This window comes from Nonomuraea sp. NPDC051298, from assembly GCF_055586305.1.
In genome coordinates this window covers 292,346-316,266 of record NZ_JBVJIM010000005.1, presented here as the reverse complement: position 1 = coordinate 316,266, position 23,921 = coordinate 292,346, and the positions used below count along the sequence as shown (strand labels likewise).

At 71.5% G+C, this 23,921-nt stretch carries 17 protein-coding genes; 4 read left to right on the top strand and 13 right to left on the bottom strand.

Annotated elements, in window-relative coordinates; all coding sequences use genetic code 11:
• Position 1: 1 nt before the first annotated feature.
• The 7 genes from ACZ6S0_RS18400 to ACZ6S0_RS18370 all read right to left on the bottom strand — a co-directional run bounded on the left by ACZ6S0_RS18400 (position 2) and on the right by ACZ6S0_RS18370 (position 8,690).
• Positions 2-862 carry a carbohydrate ABC transporter permease gene (locus ACZ6S0_RS18400; RefSeq protein WP_465918706.1) on the bottom strand — a complete coding sequence of 287 codons (861 nt, stop codon included), beginning with the start codon at positions 860-862 and terminating at the stop codon, positions 2-4.
• Positions 859-1,746 carry a carbohydrate ABC transporter permease gene (locus tag ACZ6S0_RS18395; protein ID WP_465918705.1) on the bottom strand — a complete coding sequence of 296 codons (888 nt, stop codon included), beginning with the start codon at positions 1,744-1,746 and terminating at the stop codon, positions 859-861. The genes ACZ6S0_RS18400 and ACZ6S0_RS18395 overlap by 4 nt, the downstream gene beginning before the upstream one ends.
• 66 nt (positions 1,747-1,812) lie before the next feature.
• On the bottom strand, positions 1,813-3,108 hold the full coding sequence (locus ACZ6S0_RS18390) for an ABC transporter substrate-binding protein (protein ID WP_465918703.1): 1,296 nt from the start codon (positions 3,106-3,108) through the stop codon (positions 1,813-1,815).
• A 153-nt stretch (positions 3,109-3,261) separates the two neighbouring features.
• Complete coding sequence (locus ACZ6S0_RS18385) at positions 3,262-4,035, bottom strand: AMP-binding protein (protein WP_465918702.1); 774 nt, start codon at positions 4,033-4,035, stop codon at positions 3,262-3,264.
• A 341-nt stretch (positions 4,036-4,376) separates the two neighbouring features.
• Positions 4,377-6,731 (bottom strand): ATP-binding protein, encoded by a 2,355-nt coding sequence (locus tag ACZ6S0_RS18380; RefSeq protein WP_465918700.1) that lies wholly within the window; start codon positions 6,729-6,731, stop codon positions 4,377-4,379.
• Positions 6,732-6,848: 117 nt separating this feature from the next.
• A complete protein-coding gene (locus ACZ6S0_RS18375) occupies positions 6,849-8,294 on the bottom strand; it encodes a penicillin-binding transpeptidase domain-containing protein (RefSeq protein WP_465918697.1) in 1,446 nt (481 codons plus the stop codon).
• 36 nt (positions 8,295-8,330) lie between these two features.
• Complete coding sequence (locus ACZ6S0_RS18370) at positions 8,331-8,690, bottom strand: MerR family transcriptional regulator (protein WP_465918693.1); 360 nt, start codon at positions 8,688-8,690, stop codon at positions 8,331-8,333.
• A gap of 79 nt (positions 8,691-8,769) precedes the next feature.
• On the opposite strand from ACZ6S0_RS18370, the gene ACZ6S0_RS18365 reads away from it, so the two are divergent.
• Positions 8,770-9,693, top strand: a complete 924-nt coding sequence (locus ACZ6S0_RS18365) for an aldo/keto reductase (RefSeq protein ID WP_465918691.1) — start codon at positions 8,770-8,772, stop codon at positions 9,691-9,693.
• 43 nt (positions 9,694-9,736) lie between these two features.
• Here ACZ6S0_RS18365 and ACZ6S0_RS18360 read toward each other — a convergent pair whose 3' ends face one another.
• Positions 9,737-10,375 (bottom strand): TetR/AcrR family transcriptional regulator, encoded by a 639-nt coding sequence (locus ACZ6S0_RS18360; protein WP_344881564.1) that lies wholly within the window; start codon positions 10,373-10,375, stop codon positions 9,737-9,739.
• Positions 10,376-10,464: 89 nt separating this feature from the next.
• On the opposite strand from ACZ6S0_RS18360, the gene ACZ6S0_RS18355 reads away from it, so the two are divergent.
• Positions 10,465-11,811 (top strand): GH1 family beta-glucosidase, encoded by a 1,347-nt coding sequence (locus tag ACZ6S0_RS18355; protein ID WP_465918688.1) that lies wholly within the window; start codon positions 10,465-10,467, stop codon positions 11,809-11,811.
• Here ACZ6S0_RS18355 and ACZ6S0_RS18350 read toward each other — a convergent pair.
• A complete protein-coding gene (locus ACZ6S0_RS18350) occupies positions 11,793-12,689 on the bottom strand; it encodes a VldE C-terminal domain-containing protein (protein ID WP_465918687.1) in 897 nt (298 codons plus the stop codon). The genes ACZ6S0_RS18355 and ACZ6S0_RS18350 overlap by 19 nt on opposite strands.
• Before the next feature lie 201 nt (positions 12,690-12,890).
• Between ACZ6S0_RS18350 and ACZ6S0_RS18345 the strand changes: the two genes are divergently transcribed.
• The gene (locus ACZ6S0_RS18345) at positions 12,891-15,914 is read left to right on the top strand and encodes a M14 family metallopeptidase (protein WP_465918683.1); all 3,024 of its coding nucleotides are present in this window, start codon (positions 12,891-12,893) and stop codon (positions 15,912-15,914) included.
• Between the two features lie 146 nt (positions 15,915-16,060).
• A complete protein-coding gene (locus ACZ6S0_RS18340; RefSeq protein ID WP_465918681.1) occupies positions 16,061-17,494 on the top strand; it encodes an aldehyde dehydrogenase in 1,434 nt (477 codons plus the stop codon).
• 210 nt (positions 17,495-17,704) lie between these two features.
• Here the strand turns inward: ACZ6S0_RS18340 and ACZ6S0_RS18335 are convergent, their stop codons facing one another.
• The 4 genes from ACZ6S0_RS18335 to ACZ6S0_RS18320 all read right to left on the bottom strand — a co-directional run bounded on the left by ACZ6S0_RS18335 (position 17,705) and on the right by ACZ6S0_RS18320 (position 23,903).
• Positions 17,705-18,499 (bottom strand): alpha/beta hydrolase, encoded by a 795-nt coding sequence (locus tag ACZ6S0_RS18335; RefSeq protein ID WP_465918679.1) that lies wholly within the window; start codon positions 18,497-18,499, stop codon positions 17,705-17,707.
• 10 nt (positions 18,500-18,509) lie between these two features.
• Positions 18,510-20,939 (bottom strand): LuxR C-terminal-related transcriptional regulator, encoded by a 2,430-nt coding sequence (locus tag ACZ6S0_RS18330; protein WP_465918677.1) that lies wholly within the window; start codon positions 20,937-20,939, stop codon positions 18,510-18,512.
• Between the two features lie 88 nt (positions 20,940-21,027).
• The gene (locus ACZ6S0_RS18325) at positions 21,028-21,408 is read right to left on the bottom strand and encodes an AMP-binding protein (protein WP_465918674.1); all 381 of its coding nucleotides are present in this window, start codon (positions 21,406-21,408) and stop codon (positions 21,028-21,030) included.
• 80 nt (positions 21,409-21,488) lie between these two features.
• On the bottom strand, positions 21,489-23,903 hold the full coding sequence (locus ACZ6S0_RS18320; RefSeq protein WP_465918672.1) for a LuxR C-terminal-related transcriptional regulator: 2,415 nt from the start codon (positions 23,901-23,903) through the stop codon (positions 21,489-21,491).
• Positions 23,904-23,921 lie beyond the last annotated feature (18 nt).

The following is a 23,921-nucleotide window of genomic DNA, read 5'->3' as shown; positions in this document are numbered from 1 at the left end:
GCTACCCCTTCAGCGCTCCGGCCATGAGTCCGCGCATGAAGAACCGGCCCAGCAGCACGTAGATCAGCATCGTCGGGATCGAGGCCAGGATCGCCGCCGCCATCTGCTGGCTGTACGGGGTGGCCTGCGCACCGGCGATGTTGTTCAGCATCACGGTCGTGGGCCAGCTCGTCGGCCCGGTCAGGAAGACGGCGAAGAGGAAGTCGTTCCACAGCGAGGTGAACTGCCAGATGATCACCACGGCGATCGCGGGCCCGGACACCGGCAGCACCACCGACCAGTACGCCCGCAACATGCCGGCCCCGTCGACCCGCGACGCCTCGATCAGCTCGTCGGGGATGGTCACGTAGTAGTTGCGGAAGATCAGCGTGCAGATCGGGATGCCGTACACGACGTGCGCCAGCACCAGGCCCGGGATGCCGCCGTAGAAGACGCCCTGCAGCCCGGTCAGCTCGTTCAGGCCCACCAGGAGCTGCACCAGCGGGATCATCACCCCCTGGTACGGGATGAACATCCCGAACAGGAACAGCGTGAACAGCACGTCCGCCCCGGGGAAGCGCCACTTGGACAGCACGTAGCCGTTCATGGAGCCCAGCGCGCACGACAGCAGCGCCCCGGGCACCGCCAGCAGCACGCTGTTCCACAGCCCAGGCGCCAGCTTCTCCCAGGCCACCTGCCACGCCTCGGTGGTCCACGTCTGCGGCAGGTTCCACGCCTGGCCCGCGTCCGCCTCCGTGAGCGGCTTGAAGCTGGTGGCCAGCAGCACGTAGATCGGGATGAGGAAGACCAGCACGAACAGGATCAGCAGCACGAACCGCGTCCACGCGAAGGCCGCGGACCTGCGCCCGGCCACCGCCGTCATGAGCGCCTCTCCTTACGCACGGACCAGATCAGGTACGGGATCACGAAGATCGCCACGCTGAGCACGATGTAGGACGCGATCGTGGCCCCCTTGGCCGGATCGTGCGAGTCGAAGACCGCCACCCACATGAACACCGCGGGCACGTCCGTGATGATCTGCTTGCCGGACACGGCGACGATCAGGTCGAACACCTTGAGCGAGATGTGCCCCAGGATGATCAGCGCGGACAGCGTGACCGGCCGCAGCAGCGGCAGCACCACGTGGCGGTAGACGCCCCACTCGGTGCAGCCGTCCACCCGCGCGGCCTCCCGCAGCTCCTCGGGCACGCCGCGGAACCCCGCCAGAAACAGCGCCATGACATATCCGGACATCTGCCAGACGGCCGGCAGCGCCATCGCGGCCATCCCCCAGTCCGGATCCCGGAACCACTGCCACTGCGGCAGCCCGATCCAGTCGAACAGCCGGTTGAGCCCGACCGCCCGCTCCCCCGTCCCCGAGTTCATCAGCCACCGCCACACGATGCCGGTCGCCACGAACGAGATGGCCATCGGGAACAGGTAGATCGCCCGGAACGTCGCCTCGCCCCTGATCCCCTTCTCCATGAGGAACGCCAGCAGCCACCCGAGCAGCAGCGCCCCCAGCACGAAGACGACCGTGAACACGATCGCGTGGTTGACCGAGATGTGCCACCGGGGCTGGTCCCACAGGTCCACGAAGTTCCGCAGCCCCACGAACTTCCCCTCGGACACCTCATCGTGCTTGTCGGTCATGGCCAGGTGGAAGTTCCAGCCCAGCAGGCCGTACACGAAGACGCCGATCAGGATGATCGACGGCGCCACGAGGAGGAGTCCGGGCAGCCACGTACGTGCCCGCCTCACAAGCATTACCTCCCACGGGCCGCGGCGGGCGTACTCGCGCCCGCCGCGTCCCTCCTTGCCGTTGTCGGGCGGTTATTGGGCGTTGGCCGCGGCCGCGTCGGCCAGCCCCTGCTGCAACGCCTTGACGTCCTTGCTGCCGAGGTACAGCCCGACCGCCTCGTTGATCGCGGCCAGCCACGGCTGGTTCACGGCGACGCCGTGCTGGATGGACCCGGCCAGCTTGTCGCTCGACCAGTCCTTCAGCGCGTCGGCCAGGTAGTCGGTGTAGAGCGCCTGGTCGGCGTCCTTGCGGGCGGGGATCGAGCCCTTCTTGGGGTTGAAGGCGTCCTGGCCCTCCTTGCTGGCGGCCACCTTCAGCCAGGCCATCGCCCCGTCACGGTTCTTCGCGCCCTTGGGCAGGGTGAAGCTGTCGGACAGCCACAGGTACGAGCCGTCGGTGCCGGGCGACGGCGCCCAGTCGAAGTCCTGCTTCGAGGTCTTGCCCAGACCGCCCTGCGGCGGGTTGTGGAAGTAGCCGTACGCCCAGTCGCCCATGACGTTGAACGCCGCCTCGCCGTCGGCCACCTGCTTGGCGGCGGGCTGCCAGTCGTCCTGCGGGTCGCCCGCGTACGACATGATCTTGGCGAAGTTCTCCAGCGCCGTGGTCACCTGCGCGCTGTTCCAGTCGGCGCCCGGCTTGAACAGCGCGTTGTACGCGTCGGCGCCGAGCGTGCCGAGCAGCACGCTCTCCAGCAGGTGGGTGACGGTCCACTCCGACCCGATGGACAGCGGGATCTTGCCCGTGGCCTTGACCTTCTCCAGGGCCGCGACGAACTCCTCGATCGTCTTGGGCGCGCCCGCGACGCCGGCCTCCTTGAGCACCGCCGGGTTGAACCACAGGACGTTCGAGCGGTGGATGTTCACCGGCACGGAGTAGATCTTGCCGTCGACGCTGATCTGCTCGACGAGCTGCGCGGGGAAGACGTCCTTGAGCTTCAGCTCGTCGTACAGCGGGGTCAGGTCCTCGAGGTTGCCCGCCTTGATGTAGCCCTGCAACTCGGCGCCCGCGTGCCCCTGGAACGTGTCGGGCGGGGTGCTGGCCTGGAGCTTCGACTGCAACAGCGCCTTGGCCTTGTCGCCCGAGCCACCGGCCACCGCGGCGTCGAAGAAGGTGAAGTTCGGATTCTGGTCCTCGAAGATCTTTCTCATCGCCTGCAGGCCGTCGGCCTCACCCGGGCCCGTCCACCACGAGAAGACCTCAACCTGCTGCTTCCCGCCGCCACCGGCGGAAGGCTGCTGGGCCGTCTGGCCACCGCCGCCGCCTCCGCAGGCTGCCAGGCCCAGCACACTCGCCATCGTGATCGATACGGCCGCTACCCACCGTCGCATCCGCACACCATCCCTTCGCGAACTCCCCCGAAGTTGGTGATTTGACAACGTTGTCAACAACGGCTATCAACCCACTTCTCGCGGGCGTGCGTCAAGGGATGGGCGGTAACAGCTCCGCATAGTCGCGCGGAACCGCAGGTCTTCGCACCCGTCTCAGCCGACGCGCTCCAGCGTGCCGTGCGGGCCCGTCACGACGGTGACGCCGAAGTCGTGACGGGTGCCGGCCAGGTCTCCGCTGCCGGCGGCGACCACCAGAGCGCCCTTCGACACCCCGAGGCCCACCACGGAGAGCAGGTCGCATCCTCCGTCGGGCAGCCAGGTGGTCAGCACCACGTCCGACTCGGCCAGGCGTACGGGGAGGTCGAGTTCGGCCATCCTGGCCAGCAGGTCGGCGTGGGACAGGCGGCGGCCGTCGGACAGCAGGAGCGCGTGCTGGCGCTTGGCGTCGAGCGCGGGCAGCGCGGTGGGCTCCAGCGCGAGCAGGCAGCGGAAGTCGATCGTGTCGAGCGCCGAGCCCAGCGAGACCACCTGGCGCACCCGCGACTCCTCGGCCGCCAGGATCGCCGTCTCGGCCAGGTCGGGCGTGGTGATCAGGGTGCGGGCGTCGCACTCACGCAGCCAGGCCGCCATCTCGTACGCGCCCAGCCCCGGCTCGATCGGCGCCGCCACCCCACCGGCGGCCACCACCGTGTGCACCGCCAGCGTCTGCGCCCCCGCCGTGGAGACGTGCACCCCCACGACCTGGTCGCGCCGGGCGCCCCTGCGCACGAGCCCGGACGCCGCCCTGGTCACCTCGGTCACCAGCCTGCGGTAGCCGTAGACGTGGCCGCCCCGCAGATCGATGAGCGCAGGACGGTCATCGCGCTCGTAGGCCCGGCGGAACACTTCGTGGATCACGGTGCCGGTGGTCGAGGCGGTGGGCTTCATGCCCGCAAACGTACGACCGCCCGGGCGCCGGAGCATCCACCGATGTATGTAGGCGGGTGTGCATTCCCGGGCGGGCGGGCCCGAGCCCTGCGCGACTCGAGCCCGCTGTCACGCGTCCGGAGCCGAGCCCCCACCCCTCCGAGAAGGCCCAGCCCCGTGCGGACGCGTGACGTCCCCGAGTGACCGGCCGCCGCGCCCCGCTGCATGGGGGGCGAATCACGCGCGGTGCGGTCGATCACAGGAAGAACGTTAGGCGTGCACACGGTCATGGCACATGCGCTGACATGGCCATTCGACGATGTAAGCGGCAGGGCCACAAGATGTGTAGAGAGGTGCGCCGTTCAGCGGCTGCCTATCACCCATGCGGCAATCTGTGTACGCGTGGAGAAGCCCAGCTTGGACAGGATGTTGGCCACGTGCCGGGCCACGGTGGCCGGGCTGATGACCAGTTCGTCGGCTATCGCCCGGTTGCTGAGCCCTCGCGCGACCAGCTCGGCGATCTCCTGTTCCCTGGTGGTGAGCTTGCTGTCACGGCTGACCGGCACGACCGGCACGTGCGGCGGCTCGGGCAGGTCGCCGTCGAGGGCGCAGGCCACCGCCTGGTCGATGGTCAGGTGGCCGCCCTCCGCCCACAGCACCCCGACGACGGCCTCGCCCAGGTGGTCGCGGGCGGGCCGCAGCACGTGCTCGGTACGCGCGTCCGGCTGCCGCCCGCCCAGCGCCACCGAGGCCGCCACCAGCAGGACCGCCCGGCGGTGGTCGCCCTCGGCGGCGACCAGGCCCGCCCACGCCTCCAGCCGCCTGGCGATGCCCGCCCGCAGCCCCGCGTCGCGGCTGAGCACCAGCGCCTCGGTGAGCCTGGCCCTGGCCTCGGTCAGGTCGCCCCGGTCGAGCGCCAGCCGGCCGAGCCCGGCCAGGCAGCTCACGATGTGCTGGCGGGCGTCCACGTGACGCAGCAGGCGCAGCCCCGACTCGTAGTGCCGTTTGGCGGCGTCCGGATCGCCCGTGCGCCGGGCGACCTGGGCCAGGCCGATGTGGCCGAAGGTCTGACCGTAGTGGTTGTCGAGCTCCTCGCTGATCGACAGCACCTCCTGGAAGGCCCGCCGCGCCTCGCGCAGGCGGCCCTGGTGCAGGCCGTAGCGTGCCCTCGTGCCCTGCGCCAGCGACTCGAGGACGAGGTCGCCCGAACTCCTGGCCGTCTCCAGCGCGCGGTTCAGCGCCTCCAGCTCGCCAGTGAGCTGGGCCAGCACGATGGTGCCCATGGCCTCCCCTTGCACGTCGTCGGCCGTGGCGCACAGCTCGAGCCCGGCGCGTACGTGCCGCAGGGCCGGTTCGAAGTCACCGGCGGCCAGGGCCAGCTCGCCCCGCAGGATCGTGGCCTGCCCGCGCAGCGCCCGCGGCACCTGCGGCGAGTCGAGGGCGAGCAGCCGGTCGAGCCGCTCGGCCATGTCGAGCTTGCGCCCGCTGCCGATCAGCAGGAAGCGGATGTCGGTGAGCAGGGCGAGCGCGGCCTCCGGCACGCCGATGGCGACCGACCACTCGCAGGCGGCGCTCACCTCGGCCTTCAGCCCGTCGAAGATGTTGACGTGGCGCTCCATCACGGGCCACGACGTGCGCACTCCCGGAGCCAGCCCCGCCTTGAACCGGTGCGCCAGCCCGGCCAGCGCCGTCAGGTGCCGGCGCCGCAGCTCGGCCTCCTCGCCCGAGGCGGCGAGTTGTTCCAGGGCGTATTCGCGGACGGTCTCCAGCAGCCGGTAGCGGGCCTGCCCGGCGATCTCCCCGTCGAGCACGATCAGCGACTTGTCCACCAGGTCGCAGAGCCGGGGCAGCACCTCCTCCTCGGGCAGCCCAGGGCCGGAGCACACCGACTCGACCAGGTCGAGCGTCCAGGAGGAGCGGAAGGTGGCCGTACGGCGCAACAGCAGCCGCTCCTGCGGGGTGAGCAGCCGGTAGCTCCAGTCGACGGCGGCCCTCAGGGTGCGGTGCCGGGCCGGAGCCGTACGCGCGCCGCCCGCCAGCAGCCGGAACCGGTCATCGAGCCGCTCCACGAGCTGCCCCACGGACAGGACCCTGACCATCGCCGCGGCCAGCTCGACGGCCAGCGGCAGCCCGTCGAGCGCCTGACACAGGTCGGCGACCAGCGGCCCCGTCTCGTCGGTCAGCTCGAACCCGGGCACGGCGGCGCCCGCCCTGGCCACGAACAGGCGGACCGCCTCGCTCTCCTGCCCGCCGACCGACAGCGGCGGCACCCGCCAGACCGTCTCCCCCGGCACGCGCAGCGGCTCGCGGCTGGTGGCCAGCACCCGCACCCCCGGGCAGGCGCCCAGCAGGTCACGGCACAGCTCGGCGCACTCCCCCACGACCGGCTCGCAGTTGTCGAGCAGCAGGAGCAGCCGCCGCTCGCCGATCGTCTCGACCAGGTCTCCCGCGATGCCCAGCGCGGCGGCGACGTGTCCCCTCAGCTCGCCCTTCTCCAGGTCGGCCAGCTCGACCAGGCACACGCCGCCGGGATGGCCGGGCATCAGCCGGGCGGCCAGCCGCAGCGCCAGCCGGGTCTTGCCGATGCCGCCCGCCCCGCACAGGGTCACGGCACGTGAGACGGACATCAGGTGGACCAGCTCGTCCAGGTCTGACTCCCGGCCCACGAACACGTTGGGCTCGGCGGGCAGGTTGCTGAAGTCGGCGAATCGCAGCATCACTGTGAGTGTGACATCTACTACGCTTCGCGCCCAGTCTCAAAATCAACCTGCGCCCCACCGACCGCGCCCCACAGCGGCCCGGCGGCCCGCGCCCAGGGCCTCGCCGATGAGGGCTCAGGCCAGCGCCGCCTCGATGACGGCGCGGGCGATCGCGGTGACCGCGTCCGCGCGGTCACCCGGGCGCTCCAGCACCACCCCTACCGCCACCTCGGGCGCCTGCGCCGGCGCGAACGCCGTGACCAGCGCGTTCTCCCCGGCCCCCGGGACGGCCGGAGACGAGGTGGCGGTCTTCACGGCCACACGGACGCCGGGGATCGCCGCCCCCGAGCCCTCGGCCTCCGTCGCCACCGTCATCATCGCCGCCAGGTACCTGGCCGGCCCCGGCCGTACGGCGGTGCGATAGCGCGCGGGCGCGGACCGGTCGATGACCGACCCGTCCGGCAGCCGCACCTCCTCCACCAGGTACGGCCGCATCAGCACCCCGTCGTTGGCCACCGCCGCCGACAGCATGGCCACCATCAGCGGCGTCGCCCGGTTGTCCTGGTGCCCGATGGCCGCCAGCGCCGCCTGGGCCCGGTCCCTGGCCACCGGGTAGCGGCTCGGCGTCGCGGGCAGCGGGACCCGCAGCTCCGGCGCGTTGAAGCCGAACGCCTCCGCCTGGTCCCTCAGCAGGTCCGGCCCGAGCTGCAGCCCGATCCCGGCGAACGCGGTCTCGCAGGACAGGTGGAAGGCGTACGCGAGCGTCGGGCGGGCCGTCCCGCACCCCCCGTCGCGCACGTACGCCGAGGTCCCGGGGAGCCGCAGCCGGGCGGGCGCGTCCACCAGGGCCGCCGGGGTGTACTCGCCCGACGTCAGCGCCGCCGCCGTGGTGACCAGCTTGAACGTCGACCCCGGCGGATAGAGCCGGTTCAGCGCCCGGTTGAGCAGCGGCTTCGCGGGATCACTGAGCAACCGCGAGGCCGCCGCCTCCAATCGGGCCGGGTCGAAGGTGGCCAGGGCGTTGGGGTCGTACGCCGGGTAGGTGGCCAGCGCCAGGATCGCCCCGGTCGCCGGGTCGATGGCCACGGCCGCCCCCGGGACGCCGGTGGACCTGAGGCCCTGGTAGGCCGCCTGCTGCACCCGGTCGCGCACGGTCAGCCGGACGTCGGCCCCCTCGACGGCGCCGTCCCTGACCAGCGACCTGACCTTGACCTTGGCGTCCTCGCCGGACAGCACGGCCTCCAGCGCCCGCTCGACGCCCGTCGAGCGATACAGCGACATGTGCCCGGTGACGGCCGCGTACGGCTCGCCGTGCGCGTAGACGCGCCGGTAGCGGTAGGGGCCCTTGCCGGTCGGCAGGCTGGTGGCGACGGACGTGCCGTCGTAGGTGAGGATGTCGCCGCGCGGGTGGCCGAACCTGGCGATCAGCGGGCGCTCGTTGCGGCGGTCGGCGTTGAGCGACCCCGAGCCGAAGGTCTGGATGAGCGTGAGGTGCCCCAGCAGGGCGAACAGCATCGCCGCGCACACGATCGCGACGCGGTACAGCGGGACGTCGATCCACCTCGCCCTCGAACCGGCCATGATTCGAGGTCTAACAACCTCGCCGCAAAGACCCGGCTAGAGGAAGTTGCGGTAGTAGGAAATCTTGTGCTGGATGTAGCTCTGGCGCTCGGCGAGGTTCGCGATCTGGGCCTGGACCTGCCGATCGTGCTCCTCCAGGAGCTTGATGCGGTCGGAGATCGTGTGGTCGCCCGCGCGTACCAGCTCGGCGAAGCGCAGCATCGTGGCGATCGGCATGCCCGTCTCGCGCAGGCAGCGCACCATGCCGAGCCAGCCGACGTCGGCCTCGCTGAACCTGCGCTGGCCTGCCGAGTTTCGGCCGATGCGCTCCAGCAGGCCGATCTTCTCGTAGTAGCGCAGGGTGTCGAGGCTGAAGCCGGTCTCCTCGACGACCTCCGCGGGTGTGTACACGCTCACGCCCCTCAGGATCCCACCTGGACCCCACTCCAGGTCAACCGTTTGACATGGAGTGCGCTCCAGGTCGCACAGTCTGCCCATGAACATCGCACTCGGCACGATCCCGTTCGGCACCTCCGTCGGCACGCGGGAGACCTTCGCCCTGCTCGACCGGTTCTCGGAGGCCGGCGGCACCATGCTCGACACGGCCAACAACTACCCGTTCTGGGTGGAGGGCCGCTCGGGCGACGAGAGCGAGCTGGCCATCGGCGCGTGGCTGGCCGCCCGCGGCAACCGGGACGAGGTCTTCATCAGCACGAAGGCCGGCGCGCGGCCCACCGTGCCCGGTGACACCACGTTGGACTCGGCGGAGGGTCTGTCGGCCGCCGTCGTCGCCAGGGCCGCCGAGGGCAGCCTCCGGCGGCTGGGAACGGACTACCTCGACGTCTATTGGTCGCACATCGAGGACCGCGCGGTGCCCCTCGATGAGACGCTGGGGGCGTTCGACGAGCTGGCGCGGGCGGGCAAGGTCCGCGCCGTCGGGGCCAGCAACCTGCCCGCCTGGCGGCTGGAGCGGGCCAGGAACGTCTCGGCGGCGCGCGGGTGGATACCGTACACGTATCTGCAGCTCCGGCACACGTATCTGCGCCCGCGCCCGGACACCCGGCCCGCCGAGTCGGGGCACCGGCTGGTCACGGACGACCACCTCGACTACCTGGCCGCCGAGCCCGACGTGACGCTGTGGGCGTACAACACGCTGATGTACGGGGCGTACACGCGGACCGACCGGCCCATCCCCGAGATCTACGACCACCCCGGCACCGAGCGTCGCCTGGCCGTGCTGCACGAGGTCGCGCACGAGCTGGGGGCCACCCCGAACCAGGTGGTGCTGGCCTGGCTCATGTCCGGCGGGATCGTACCCATCGTGGGGGTAACGAGGATGGAGCAGCTCGACGAGGCCATCGGCGCGGCGGACCTCAAGCTGGACACCGAGCTGCGCGCCCGCCTGGACGCCGCCCGCTGAGCGAAGCCGCCGCCCGGCACAGGCACAGGCGCTGGGCAGATGCTCAGGGCAGGTGGTCGGCCAGGTAGCGGTGGACGAGCTGCTTGCACTCGGCGATGAGCGCGGGATCGCCCGCCGGGTCGGCCCGGAAGGCCAGCTTGAGCACCGCGTCCGTGGCCTCGACCGCCACCAGCAGGGCCCGGTCGAGCCCTGGGCCGGCGGGGGCGTCGAGGAGCTCCAGCGACACGGCGCGCAGGCGCTCGGCCACCACGACGTTGTTCTCCTGGGCGTCGTCGAGCGACCACCTGCTGCCCCCGACCGCCGGGCCGTCGGGGGTGGTCAGCACCTCGCCGAAGTCCACCACGGCGAACCCGGGCGTGCTGCGCTTCATGCCCACGAACTCGTCGATGGCCAGGTCGACCAGGTCGGTCCAGTGCTCCAGGTCGGCGGCGGGAATGCGGGCGGTGATCCGCTGGAGGAACGCCTCGAGGTTGCGCCGCGCCAGCGCCCGCACCAGCCCCTGCTTGTCGTGGAAGAACTGGTAGAACGTGCCGATCGGCACCCCGGCCCGGCGCGCGACCTCCTTGGTGGTCAGCGCCTCGTAGCCGACCTCGTCGAGCAGGAGCGCGCACTCGTCCAGCATCCGCTCAACCCGCTCGACGCTCCGGCGCTGGGCGGGGCGGCGGCGCAACGTACTGGTCATGACCCCATCCTTGCGTATTTCCAGGAGATCAAGTCAGAGACTTTGACCTTCGATAACATGAGCCTTACTCGCATAGCAGTGGAGGCCGCATGTTCCTGTGGGGTACGGCCACGGCCGCCTACCAGATCGAGGGAGCCACGGACGAGGCCGGCAGAGGCGTCTCCATCTGGGACACCTTCGCCCGCGAGCCCGGCCGCACCAGGGACGGGCACACCGGTGACGTGGCCTGCGACCACTACCACCGCTGGCGCGAGGACGTCGCGCTCATGGTCGGCCTGGGCGTGAACGCCTACCGCTTCTCGATCTCCTGGCCGCGCGTGCTGCCGCTGGGCGCGGGCGAGGTGAACCGGCCGGGCCTGGACTTCTACGACCGGCTGGTCGACGCGCTGCTGGCGGCCGGGGTGCGGCCGGTGCCGACGCTGTTCCACTGGGACCTGCCGCAGGCGCTGGAGGAGCGCGGCGGCTGGATGAGCCGCGACGTCCCCGGGCTGTTCGCCGACTACGCCGCCACGGTCGCCGCCCGCCTGGCCGACCGCGTGCCGCTCTGGATCACCCTGAACGAGCCGTTCGTCCACATGGCCTACGGCTACGCCATGGGCCTGCACGCGCCCGGCCGCCTCCTCATGACGGACGCGCTGCCGGCCGCCCACCACCAGTTGCTCGGCCACGGCCGCGCCGTGCAGGCGCTGAGGGCGGCCGGAGCCCGACAGGTGGCGCTCACGAACAACTGCACGCCCGTCCGGCCCGCCTCGGGCGAGGAGGCCGACCTGCGGGCCGCCGACGCGTACGACGTGCTGCACAACCGCCTCTTCAACGACCCCGTGCTGCTCGGCAGATATCCGGACCTGTCCGCGTACACCGGGCACACCGGCCCCCTCGACTTCGTCAGGGACGGCGACCTGGCGACCATCGCCACCCCGATCGACGCCCTGGGGATCAACTACTACAACCCCACCCGGATCGCCGCCCCGACCGACGAGGGCCTCCCCTTCACCGACGCGGGCATCACCGGCCACCCCACCACGGCCTTCGGCTGGCCGGTCGTCCCCGACGGCCTGCGCGAGCTGCTGACGGGCCTCGAGGCCCGCTACGGCGCCGCCCTGCCCCCGATCCTGATCACCGAGAACGGCTGCTCCCAGCCGGACGTCCAGGAGCCGGACGGCACGATCGCGGACGAGGCCCGCATCGCCTTCCTCGACCGGCACATCGCCGCCATGCGGCAGGCCATGGCCGAGGGCGTGGACGTACGCGGCTACTTCGTCTGGTCGCTGCTGGACAACTTCGAGTGGGCCGAGGGCTACCACCAGCGCTTCGGCCTGGTGCACGTGGACTTCGCCACCCAGCGCCGCACCCCGAAGCGCTCCTACCACTGGTACCGGCGCTTCCTGGAGGCCCAGCAGGCCGGTCGGGACGCGGGTCAGAACACCGACACGTGAACGTGGTCGTAGTGGTTGGCGGTCACGCCGCCCCGGTCGGACATCGGGTCCCAGCCGCCGCCTGACCGGATGTCGTAGTAGCGCTGTTTCCAGATGATGTACATGACGCCGATCCGGGCGCCGTTCTTGATCAGCCAGGCGGCCAGCGCGTCGCCGTTGGCCCCGTCGTTGCCCCCGGCCATGGTGCCGCCACTGGACATCATGAAGTCGCAGGCCCGGCCCTTGCCGTGCTCGCCGGGGTCGCCGGGGCGCAGGCAGCCGACGCCGTACTTCATGGGGAAGTTCGCCATGATCTCCGCGCGTACCGAGATCATGCGGGGGGTCAGGCCCTCGGCGCCGCCGGGCTGCTGGAAGCCGTACTTGGCGAGCAGCTTCTCGATGTCCTTGCGCTTGGCCAGCATGTCCTTGATCTCTTTGCGCAACTTCTCGATCTTGTCGTTGGCGTTGAGCTTGGCCTCTTTGGACTTGTCGATCAGCTTCTGGATGTTCTCGACGCGCTTCGTCCGCTCGCCGGCCATGAAGGACATGCTGGCGGCCTGGCCCAGCAGCTTGTGCGGCTCGGTCTTGGGCGCGAAGAGCTGCATGTTGTCGAGCGGGCCCACCATGTAGGAGGTCTGGACGATGCGGCTCACCTCGGCTTGGGCGGCCTTGAGCTGCGCCTCCAGGGCGCCGGAGGTGTCGGTGGCCTTCTTCGCCTGGAGCTTGATGTCCTCCAGGCTCTGGATCTGGCCCCGGTAGAGCTCTTCGAGCTTGGCCGCCTGCTTGGTGAGTTTGCGCAGCTCGGCCGGGCTGGGCGCGGCCGACGCCGGAGACGGGGCGGGCAGTGCGAGCAGCCCGGCGAGGACGGCGACAAGACCGGCGAACCGCCAGATTCTCACGCCCACCCCCTCCCCTCACAGTCGGACCGAAACTATAGAAGATGATCTTGATCCCTGTCACCTGAACGCCCGAACTGGCGCACCTTTGGAGAGACTTTGAGGGATTTGTCCAACTTAGGACAGGAGGAAAGTTGGGTCTTGTCTAGATCGCTCCAAAGGTCTGGGATGGCGATCGATTCCGTCTCTGCGAAGGGGCAGACCGTGTCTCGATCATTAACCCTCGCCGCGGCCGTCGTCCTCGGCTTAGGCACGTCCCTGGTGGCCACCGCCGCCGGGGCGGCCGTGGATCCGCTGCCGGCCCGCGACCGCATCGAGCTGTACCAACTGGAAAGTCCCGCGGGCACCGCGCAGGCGCTCAGGGAGAAGGGCTTCGACGTCGTCCGGCACCAGACCGAGGGCGGCAAGGAGCACATCGAGCTGACCGCCGCGCAGGCGGACCTCGACGTCCTGGACAAGCTCGGCCACAAGCCGCAGCCCGTACGCAACCCACAGGGCCAGACCCAGCTCGAGGCGGCCGGCGCCCAGGCGGCCGGCGGGTACACCGTCTACAAGTCCTACTCCGAGCCCGGCGGCATCGCCGACCAGCTCAAGGCCATCGCGAAGGCCAACAAGGACGTCGTCGAGCTCCAGTCGATCGGCAAGTCGCTGAAGGGCCAGGACATCCTGGCCGTCAAGGTCAGCACGGGCGCCCGGCTGCTGCCCGACGGCCTCAAGCCCGCCACCCTGTTCTCCGCCACCCAGCACGCCCGCGAGTGGATCGCCACCGAGGTGGACATGCGGCTGCTGAAGCACGTGGTCGCGAACAAGGGCGCGCTCAGGGACCTGCTCAACAGGACCGAGCTGTGGTTCGTGCCGGTGGCCAACCCCGACGGGTACGACTTCACCTTCACCGAGGGCAACCGCCTGTGGCGCAAGAACCTGCGCGACAACGACGGCGACGGCCGGATCACCCGCGGCGACGGCGTCGACCCGAACCGGAACTTCCCCACGAACTTCCACTACGACGAGGAAGGCTCGTCGAGCATCCCCAGCAGCGAGACCTACCGCGGCACCGGCCCGGCCAGCGAGCCCGAGACGCGGGCCATGGACGGCCTGCTCAGGCGCGTCGGCTTCGAGATGCAGCTCAACTACCACTCCTACGGCCCGCTGCTGCTCTACCCGAGCGGCTTCCAGATCGCCACGGAGACCGCCGACAACCCGATCTACGAGGCGCTCACCGGCGACGACGCCGCACCCGCCGTCCCCGGCTTCGACCCCGACCTCGGCGCCGAGCTGTACACCACCAACGGCGACACCAACGACCACGCGCACAACCGGTACGGGACCCTCTCCTGGACCCCCGAGCTGAACGAGGGCTGCGACGGCTGCGGTTTCGTCTTCCCCGACGACGAGGCCCTGGTGCAGGCCGAGTTCGAGAAGAACCTGCCCTTCGCGCTCGACGTCGCGAAGTCGGCCGTCAACCCGGTCGAGCCGGTCGGCCACCTGGGCAACAAGACGCCCGACTTCGTGCTCGACCCGTTCGAGACCAGCCATGGCAGGGACCAGGTCGTCGAGGTCAACGCCAAGCGCAAGCTGGGTCCGGTCCTCCTGAGCTACCGGGTCAACGGCGGCCGGACGAAGACCGTCCCGACCAGCGAGTGGAAGGGCGGCGAGCGCTACGGCAAGGGCTACGACCGCTACTACCACCGGCTGCGCGGCAAGATCACTGGAACCCGGCCGGGCGACCGGGTGCAGGTGTGGTTCGGCTCGGCCGGCAGGAAGAGCGCCGACTTCACCTACACGGTCGCCTCGGACATCGGCGGCAAGGTGCTGGTCCTGGCCGCCGAGGACGTCACCGGCCTGAGCCCCGCACAGGGCGTCACCGAGGCCAAGTACGCGGACGAGTACGCCGCCGCCCTCCAGGCCGCCGGCTACAGCTCCGACGTGTACGACGTGGACAAGATGGGCCGCACGGCCCCGCACCCGCTGGGCGTGCTCAGCCACTACAAGGCGGTGGTCTGGGAGACCGGCGACGACATCATCCCCCGCTCGCCCGGCCAGGTGGCGGGCACCACGTCCAAGACCGGCGTGGACACCGAGCTGGCCGTGCGCGACTACCTGAACGAGGGCGGCAAGCTGCTGCACGCCGGCAAGTACCCGTCGTACGCGGCCAACGTCAACGGCTCCTACTACTACGAGCCCGACCAGCCCGAGAACCCCGAGTGCACGGTGCCCGGCGACCCGCCCTGCATCCCCGTGTTCAACGACTTCCAGCAGTACTACCTGGGCGCGTACGTCTTCTTCGACGACGCCGGCACCGACCACTCCACCGGGCAGCCGTTCGGGCTGCGGGGCAACGGCGGCGCGTTCGACGGCTTCGCCGCCACGATCGAGCCCGGCCACACCAACTCGTTCGTGGCCACCTCGGCCATCCTGCCCGCCGACCGGTTCCCGCGCTTCGCCAGTTCGGCGCAGGTGAAGTGGGCGCGGCCCGGCGGCCCGTTCGACCCGCACACCGGCTCCTGGGACGTCTACAGCGGCATCTCCGACGTCTCCTGGAAGCGGCTGACCAAGACCGTCGACCTGACCGGCAAGTCCGCCGGCGACCTGTCGTTCTGGACCTCGTACGACACCGAGGCCGACTGGGACTTCCTGACGGTCGAGGCGCGCACGGCGGGCGGCGACGACTGGACCACGCTGCCGGACGTCAACGGGCACACCACCCAGGACACCGGCGTCAGTTGCCTGGCCGAGAACAGCGGCGGCTGGCGCACGATCCACCCGTTCACCCAGCGTTACCAGGGGGCGGACTGCGAGCCGACCGGCACGTCGGGCGCGTGGCACGCGGCCTCCGGCAACTCGAACGGCTGGCAGCAGTGGAAGGTCGACCTGACGCCGTACGCGGGCAAGCAGGTGGAGCTGTCGATCTCGTACGTCAGCGACTGGAGCACCCAGGGCGCGGGCGTCTTCCTCGACGACGCCACCGTCACCCTGGACGGCGCCGCGGCCGGGACGACCTCGTTCGAGACCGACCTGGGCGGCTGGGCCGCCGCGGCGGCGCCAGAGGGCTCCTCGCCGTCGATCAACAACTGGTTCAGGACGGACCAGGTGTTCGAGGAGGGCGGCGGCATCGTCACCGAGGACACGGTCTACCTCGGGTTCGGTGTGGAGAGCGTGAGCGACCAGGCGGAGCGTACGGACCTGGTCAAGCGTTCCATGCGGCACCTGCTCGGCGGTCCGCGCTGACGCCGGTGACAGGCCCGGCGCGCTGACGCCGGTGAGGGGTGCGACACGCGTCGCACCCCTCTTGCGTGTCCGGACAGAACATGGTTCGGTCGCCTTGAGGCGTACCGGCAACAAGCAAGCATTCGGTCAAGCGGGAGGCTCGCGACATGCGCCAGCACGACAAGCTGTTCATCGGGGGCGAATGGGTGGCCCCGGCGGGAACCGGCACGATTGAGGTCATCTCCCCCCACACCGAGGAGGTCGTCGGCCGGGTGCCCGACGGCACGGCCGAGGACATGGAGCGCGCGGTCGCCGCCGCCCGTGCGGCGTTCGACCACGGGCCCTGGCCGCACATGACGTTCGCCGAGCGGGCCGAGGTGATCGGCCGGCTGGCCGCGATCTACAACGAGCGGCAGGGCGAGATGGCCCAGCTCATCACCGAGGAAATGGGCTCGCCGATCACGTTCTCCAACCTCGCGCAGGCGCCGCAGCCGCTCGGCATGCTGCAGTACTACGCCGAACTGGGCAGGACGTTCGCGCAGGAGGACGAGCGGCCCGGGCTGTTCGGCCCGGTCACCGTCCGCAGGGAGCCGGTGGGCGTGGTGGCGGCCGTGGTGCCGTGGAACGTGCCGCAGTTCGTCACCATGACCAAGCTCGCCCCGGCGCTGCTGGCCGGCTGCACGATCGTGCTCAAGCCGGCGCCGGAGACGCCGCTGGACGCGTACCTGCTGGCCGAGTGGGCGCACGAGGCCGGCGTGCCGGCGGGCGTGCTCAACATCGTGGCCGCGGGCCGCGAGGCGGGCGAGCACCTCGTCTCGCACAAGGACGTGGACAAGGTGGCCTTCACCGGCTCGACGGCGGCCGGGCGGCGCATCGCGGCCATCTGCGGCGAGCAGCTCAAGCGGGTCAGCCTGGAGCTGGGCGGCAAGTCGGCCGCGATCATCCTGGACGACGCCGACCTGGCCACGAGCATGGGCTTCCTGTCCATGGCCACCCTCATGAACAACGGGCAGGCGTGCGTGGCGCAGACCCGCATCCTGGCCTCGCGGCGGCGCTACGACGAGGTCGTGGACGCGATCGCGAACATGGTCGGCTCCCAGCCCGTCGGCGACCCGGCCGACCCGGCGACCGGCATCGGCCCGCTGGTGGCCCAGCGGCAGCAGGAGCGGGTGGAGGGGTATGTCAGGATCGGCATGGAGGAGGGCGCCAAGGTCGTCGTGGGCGGCCTGGAGCGGCCGTACGACAAGGGCTGGTACGTGGCGCCCACGGTCTTCGCGGGGGTCGGCAACGACATGCGCATCGCCCGCGAGGAGATCTTCGGCCCGGTGCTGGCGGTGATCCCGTACGAGGACGAGGCCGACGCCGTACGGATCGCCAACGACAGCGACTACGGCCTGGCGGGCACGGTCTGGACGGCCGACGCCGAGCGCGGCATGGAGGTGGCCCGCAAGGTGCGTACGGGGACGTACGGGGTGAACTGCTTCATGCTGGAGACCAACGCCCCCTTCGGCGGCTACAAGGCCAGCGGCATCGGCCGCGAACTGGGCCCCGAGGGCCTCAGCGGCTATCTGGAGTACAAGGCGATCGCCCGCCTCGGCTGAGCTGGCGAGGCTTGACGACCGTGGGCCCCGCGGCACGTGCCGCGGGGCCCCGTCAACACAGGATGTGCCACCCAGCGCGCCCCCGCGACGCTGGGCAACCGCCTGGTTACTACAGCAGTATGTCCCACGGCCACCGCAAAGACGGTTTCCTTCCCCAGGGACTTTCTCCCGGCGGATTTCATACATCCGCCCTAGGTAGACGTCTTTACGCTAGGAAAAGTTCGAAGAGATCCATTTGCCGATTCTGCGAACCAGTTCAGGCGTCGCCGCCGACTCCGCGTGCCCGAACCCGGGCTCGATCCACAGCTCCTTCGGCTCCCGCGCGCCGGCATAGAGCTGGTTGGCGTGGTCGAGCGGGAAGAAGGCGTCCGCGTCGCCGTGCACGATCAGCAGCGGCGTCGGCGCGACGAGCCCGGCGGCCTCGTACGGCGGCACCGGGATCGGGTCCCACCGACCCCGCGCGATCCTCGTCCCCTTGGCCATCCTGGCGGCCAACCGGCCGAACGGCCGCTCGATGGCCCAGTGCACCTGCCGCATCGGCCTGGTGCCCCGGTAGTACCAGCGGGCCGGGCCGCTCACCGCCACCACGGCGTCGACCCCGCCGATCAGCCCCGCGTGGCGCACGGCCACCGCCGCCCCCATGGAGAAGCCCACGACCGCGATCTTGGCGTAGCCGACCATCCTGGCGTGCCGTACCGCCGCCTCCAGGTCGAGGATCTCCAGGTCGCCCACCGTGGTCTCGCCGCCGGAGCGGCCGTGGCCGCGGAAGTCGAAGGCCACCACGCCGCCGTAGCCGCTCAGCACGTGCGCGACGCGGCGCGCGGTGCGCTCCCGCCAGGAGCCGGTGAAGCCGTGCGCCACGACGATGCCCACGCCCGCCCGCGCCCGCGTCTCCCCACTGGGCCCCGTACGGGCGTCCACGTCGGCCGGCGGGGTGTGCGCGGCGTCGATGCGGACCCCGTCCTCGGTTCGCAGCATGACGGGGAAATGGGGCGCGAAGGGCATGGACACGAGCTTATGACCGCCCGGTCTCCCGGCCGTGCTCGGCCGCCCACACCGCGATCTGCGAGCGGGTGTCGAAGCCCAGCTTGTCCATGATGTTGGCGACGTGCCTGGCCACCGTGGCCGGGCTGATGACCAGCTCCACCCCGATGGCCCGGTTGCTCAGCCCTCGGGTCAGCAGCGCCGCGATCTCGCGTTCCCTGTTCGTCAGGCCGCCGTGCCGGGGGCCCGCCGCCGGTACGGACGGCAGCGGCGCGGGCCCGTCCCCGCTGCCCAGCACCCGCCTGACCACCTCCTCCGGCGACCACTCCACACCCCTGGCCCACAGCAGGGCCACCCGGCCCTCGCCCAGCTCGTCGCGGGCAGACATGAGCAGCTCCTGGACGCGTCCCGGCGTGCCGAACTGACCGATCGACTCGCGCAACGCGGTGGCGGCGGCGCTCGCCAGCACCGCGCCCTCCAGATCGCCCTGCGCCTGCGCCAGCGCGGCCAGGGCCGTCAGCCCACGGACGATCCCCCTGCGCTGCCCCGCCTGCCTGCTCAGCTCCAGCCCCGCGGCCACGTGCCGCCTCGCCGTGGCGTAGTCGCCCAGCCGCGCCGCGACCCGGCCGAGCTGGGTCTGGCAGCGGGCCAGCTCGACCCGGTTGTCCATGCCCTCCAGCAGCGGCAGCGCCGACCCGTGGCACGACCTGGCCGCCTCCAGGTCACCCGCCGCCTCGGCCACCGCGCCGAGGTGGGTCAGCGCCCTGGCCTGCGCCCAGTGGTGCCCCGACTCCCTGGCCAGGGCGAGCGCCTCCTCGCCGTAGCGCTGCGCCTGGCGCAGCAGGCCCTGGAAGAGCGCCAGGTTGAGCTGGGCGATCCGCACGGTGGTCAGGTTGAACAGGTCGTCGTGGGCGGTCGCCGCCGCCTCCAGCTCCTTCAGGTAACGCAGCGCGCGCTCGCTCCGCCCCGTACGGAAGAACACGGTCAGCGCCACCCCGTACGTGATGCCGAGCCAGTGCGTGTACGGGTGCCCGCGCTGCTCCTCGACCCCCTGCACGATCAGCTCCGCCGCGCGGTCCAGCTCGTCGCCGGCCTCCAGCCCGTACGCCAGCGCCCCCTTGGCCACCGCGACGAGGTCGTCGGGCACCTGCGACAGGTCCAGGGCGAGCAGCCGTTCGTGCCAGCCGACGCTCTCGCCCAGGTCGCCCCGCACGGCCAGGATCGCCAGCGCCGCGCGGGCCAGGCGCAGCCCGAGCACCGGGTCGCGCGACTCCACCGCCCGGTCGACCGCGATCCGGCAGTCGTCGAGCAGGCCGCGCCCCTTGGTGAAGTACGCGAACCTGGCCGGCCACGGCATCCGCCGGTCGAGCGAGCCGCCCTCGTAGCAGCGCTCCATCTCCTCGCAGACCACCCGCAGGTGCCGGTCGCGCAGACGGGCGGCCTCGCCCGCCTCGGCCAGCCGGTCCGCGGCGTACTGGCGGATGGTCTCCAGCAGGCGGTAGCGGCCGGTCGCGCCCTGGTGGAGCACCAGCGACTTGTCGACCAGCCCGCCGAGCAGGTCGAGCAGCTCCGCCGGGCGCAGGACGCCGTCGTCGGCGCACACCCGCTCGGCGAGGCCCAGGTCGAACAGCCCCGCGAACACCGACAGCCGGCGCAGCAGCACGCGTTCCTTCGGCCTGAGCAGGTCATGGCTCCACTCCACGGTGGCCAGCAGCGTGCGCTGCCGCGCGGGTGCCGTACGGTCGCCGCCGGTGAGCAGGGTGAACCGGTCGCCGATGCGGTCGGCGATGCGCCCTGGGCTCAGCAGCCGGGTGCGGGCCGCGGCCAGCTCGAGGGCCAGCGGCAGGCCGTCGAGCGCCCGGCACAGGCGGATGACGTCGTCCATGCTGCCCGCCACCTCCCGCGCGCCGGCCGCGAGCGAACGCTCCACGAACAGCAGCACGGACTCCGCGTCGGGGTGCTGCTCGTCAGGAAGTTCCAGGGGCGGCACCCGCCAGATCAGCTCGCCGGGGATGCGCAGCGGCTCCCTGCTCGTGAGCAGGAAACGCACGTCGGGGCAGTCGGCGAGCAGCCCGGCCACCAGCTCGGCGCAGTGCTCGACCAGGTGCTCGCAGTTGTCGAGGACGATGAGCGCGCGGGCGTCGCGCAGGCGTACGCGCAGGCCGTCGAGCAGCCTGCCCGGGATCTCGTCGCGCACGCCGAGCACCCCGGCCAGCTCACCCGCCACCAGCGCGGGATCGCCGACGCGGGCCAGCTCCACCAGCCACACGCCGTCGGCGAACCGGTCGGACGCCTGCGCCGCCACGCGCAACGACAGTCTGGTCTTGCCGATGCCGCCCACGCCGCTCAGCGTGATCACGCGTTCGTCGCGGACGAGGGAGCCCAGCTCGGACAGGTCACGCGCACGCCCGACGAAGCGGTTGGGCTCAACGGGCAGATTGTGCGGGACGTGCACGGTCATGTCGCGGCCCAGGTGGTCTCGGGAGAAACTCCTTCGCCGTCAAGTCTCCCTCTCCGCGCCGTCCCGCGGGATCGCTTTGCCCGCGAAGTCAGCAGCCGGTCGGGGACGGGCGGGAGTCGGTCAGGTCGGCGACGCTCATGATGATCCGTACCCGGGTCTCGTCGGCCGCCTCCAGGGCCTGCGGGAGGTTGGAGATCATCACGCGGGCGCAGCTCTCCTTGATGCGGTTGTGCAGTGTCGGGGTGTCCAGGTCGGCGGGCAGGGGCCACACGACGCCGCCCGCGGCGATCACCGCGTCGGTCGCCACCAGCAGGTCGGGGCCGACGGGCAGGCAGATGAGCACGGTGTCGCCAGCGCGCACTCCCCTTCGCCGCAACTGGACGGTCGCGACCGCGGACCTCTCGTCCAGTTGCTCCTCGGTGAGCTTCAGGCCCGTGCCCGAATCCACCATCACGATGCGCTCATCCATGTCGCCCACGGTATGGAGGGTCGTCTCGTGCACACATGGGGCGGAATATGCAGATCCCTATGCAGAAGCGCGCGCCCCCGCTACGGGGACGGGCTCGGGTGCTCGGCGGCCCAGACCGCGATCTGCGCCCGTGAGGTATATCCAAGCTTCTCCATGATGTTGGCGATATGCCGGGCCACCGTCGCGGGGCTGATCACCAGTTCCTCCGCGATGGCCCGGTTGGACAGGCCGCGGGTGAGCAGGTTGGCGATCTCCAGCTCGCGGGCGGTCAGCAGCGAGTGCTTGACGCGCTCGGCCGCGACCGGCGCCCGCTGCGCGGGCCGCTCGCCCTCCAGGACGTGGCGGGCGGCGTCGTCGGGGCTCATCGCCCGGCCGCGCGACCACAACGACGTCGTACGCCCGTCGCCCAGCTTCGTACGGGCCCGGCCGAGCAGCTCCTCGATCCTGCTCGTGGCCGAATGCTGGCCGATCGCCTGGCGCAGCGTGGCCGCCGCCGCCGCGGCCAGCACGGCCCCCTCCAGGTCGCCTTCGTACTCGGCCAGCACCGACAGCCCCACCAGGCACCGGGCCACGCCCTGGCGCTGCCCGGTCGCCCTGCCCAGCGCGAGGCTGGCGGCCAGCCGCTCACGCGCGACGCCGAACTCGTGCAGCATCGCCGCCACCCGGCCGATCCTGGCCAGGCAACGCGCCAGCTCCAGCTCGCTGCCCAGCTCGCTCAGCCAGGGCACGGCCATCTCGTACTGGGCCTTGGCGGTCACCAGGTCGCCGCGGGCCTCGGCCACCGCGCCGAGTTGGGCGGCGGTCCTGGCCATGATCCAGCGGTGGCCGTGCTCACGCGCGCGGGTGAGCGCGTCCTCGCCGTGGCGCTGGGCCTCGCGCAGCCGGCCACGCGTCAGGGCCACCGCCGACAGCCCGGCCAGCCCCGCCGCCTGGTTCCAGGTGTCGCCGGAGCGGCGGGCCAGGGCCAGCCCCTCCTCCGCGTGGTGCAGCGCCTCCTCGGAGCGGCCGATGCGCAGCAGCACCACGACCATGAGGCTGTGCATGACGCAGCGCGGGAAGATGTTGTCGGGCGCCATGCCGGCCAGGCTCTGCCCGGCCACCTCCAGCGAGCGGCCCAGCTCGTCGCGCGCCTCCAGCCCGTAGGCGAGGTACGCCCGCGCGTGCGCGATCTGGTCGGCGGGCACGCCGTCGGTGTCGAGCGAGAGCAGCAGCTCGACCCAGCCGACGATCTCCGTCAGGTTGCCGCCCAGGGGCAGCAGCCCCGTACTGGTCTGGCACAGCCGCAGGCCCTGGGCGATGTTGCCGGACTCGGCGGCCCAGTCGAGCGCCACCCGCTGGTCGTCGATCAGGTCGCGGCTCGCGGTCACCGCCTCGAACCGCTCGGGCCACGGCACGCCCTGCTCGAACACCTCCCGTTCGAAATGGCGCTGCTGCAGCTCGCACAGCACGTCGAGGTGGCGCTGGCGCAGGACCTCGCGCTCGCCGGCCTGGTCGAGGCGCTCGACCGCGAAGCGCTTGATGGTCTCCAGCAGCCAGTAGCGCCTGCGGCTCTCGTCGCACAGCACGAGGGACTTGTCGACCAGGCCGCCGAGCAGATCGACGATCTCGCTGGCCGCGATGGGCCGCTCGGCGCAGATCTGCTCGGCCAGGTCGAGATCGAAGTCTCCGGCGAACACCGACAACCGGCGCAGCAGCACCTGTTCCTTGGCCGAGAGCAGGTCGAAGCTCCACTCGACGGTCGACAGCAGCGTGCGCTGCCGGGCGGGGGCCGTTCGCCCGCCGGTGGTGAGCAGGGAGAACCGGTCGTCGATGCGGTCGGCGATCTGGCCGGGGCTGAGCAGGCTCGTACGGGCCGCGGCCAGCTCGATCGCCAGCGGCAGCCCGTCGAGCGCCCGGCACAGGCGCACCACGTCGGACAGGCTCTCAGGGCCCAGCCGGGTGCCCGCGGCCGCCGCGCGGTCCATGAAGAGTTGCACCGACTCGGCCTCCGGGCTGGCCTGGTCGGGCAGGTCGAGCGGCGGCACCCGCCAGATCAGCTCGCTGGCGATGCGCAACGGCTCACGGCTGGTGGCCAGCACGCGCAGCGCCGGGCAGGCCGCCACCAGCGCCGCGGCCACCTCTGCGCACCTGTCGACCAGGTGCTCGCAGTTGTCGAGCAGCAGCAGGCAGCGCTGGTCGCGCAGCCTGGCGGTCATGGTGTCGAGGAGCGGGCGGCCCGTCTCCTCGCGTACGCCGAGCACCCGGGCGATCTCCTGCTCGACCAGCTCAGGACGGCTGAACCTGGCCAGCTCGACCAGCCAGACACCGTCGGGGAAGGCGGACAGCAGCCCGTCGGCCACCACCAGGGCCAGCCGGGTCTTGCCGATGCCGCCGACCCCGCACAGCGTCACCACACGGGTCTCGCCGAACAGGCCGTGCAGGTCGTCGAGGTCTCTCTCGCGGCCCACGAACCGGTTGGGCGCGGCCGGAAGGTTGTGCCGGGGGAAATCTGGCATGTGCTCACCCTGCGTCGC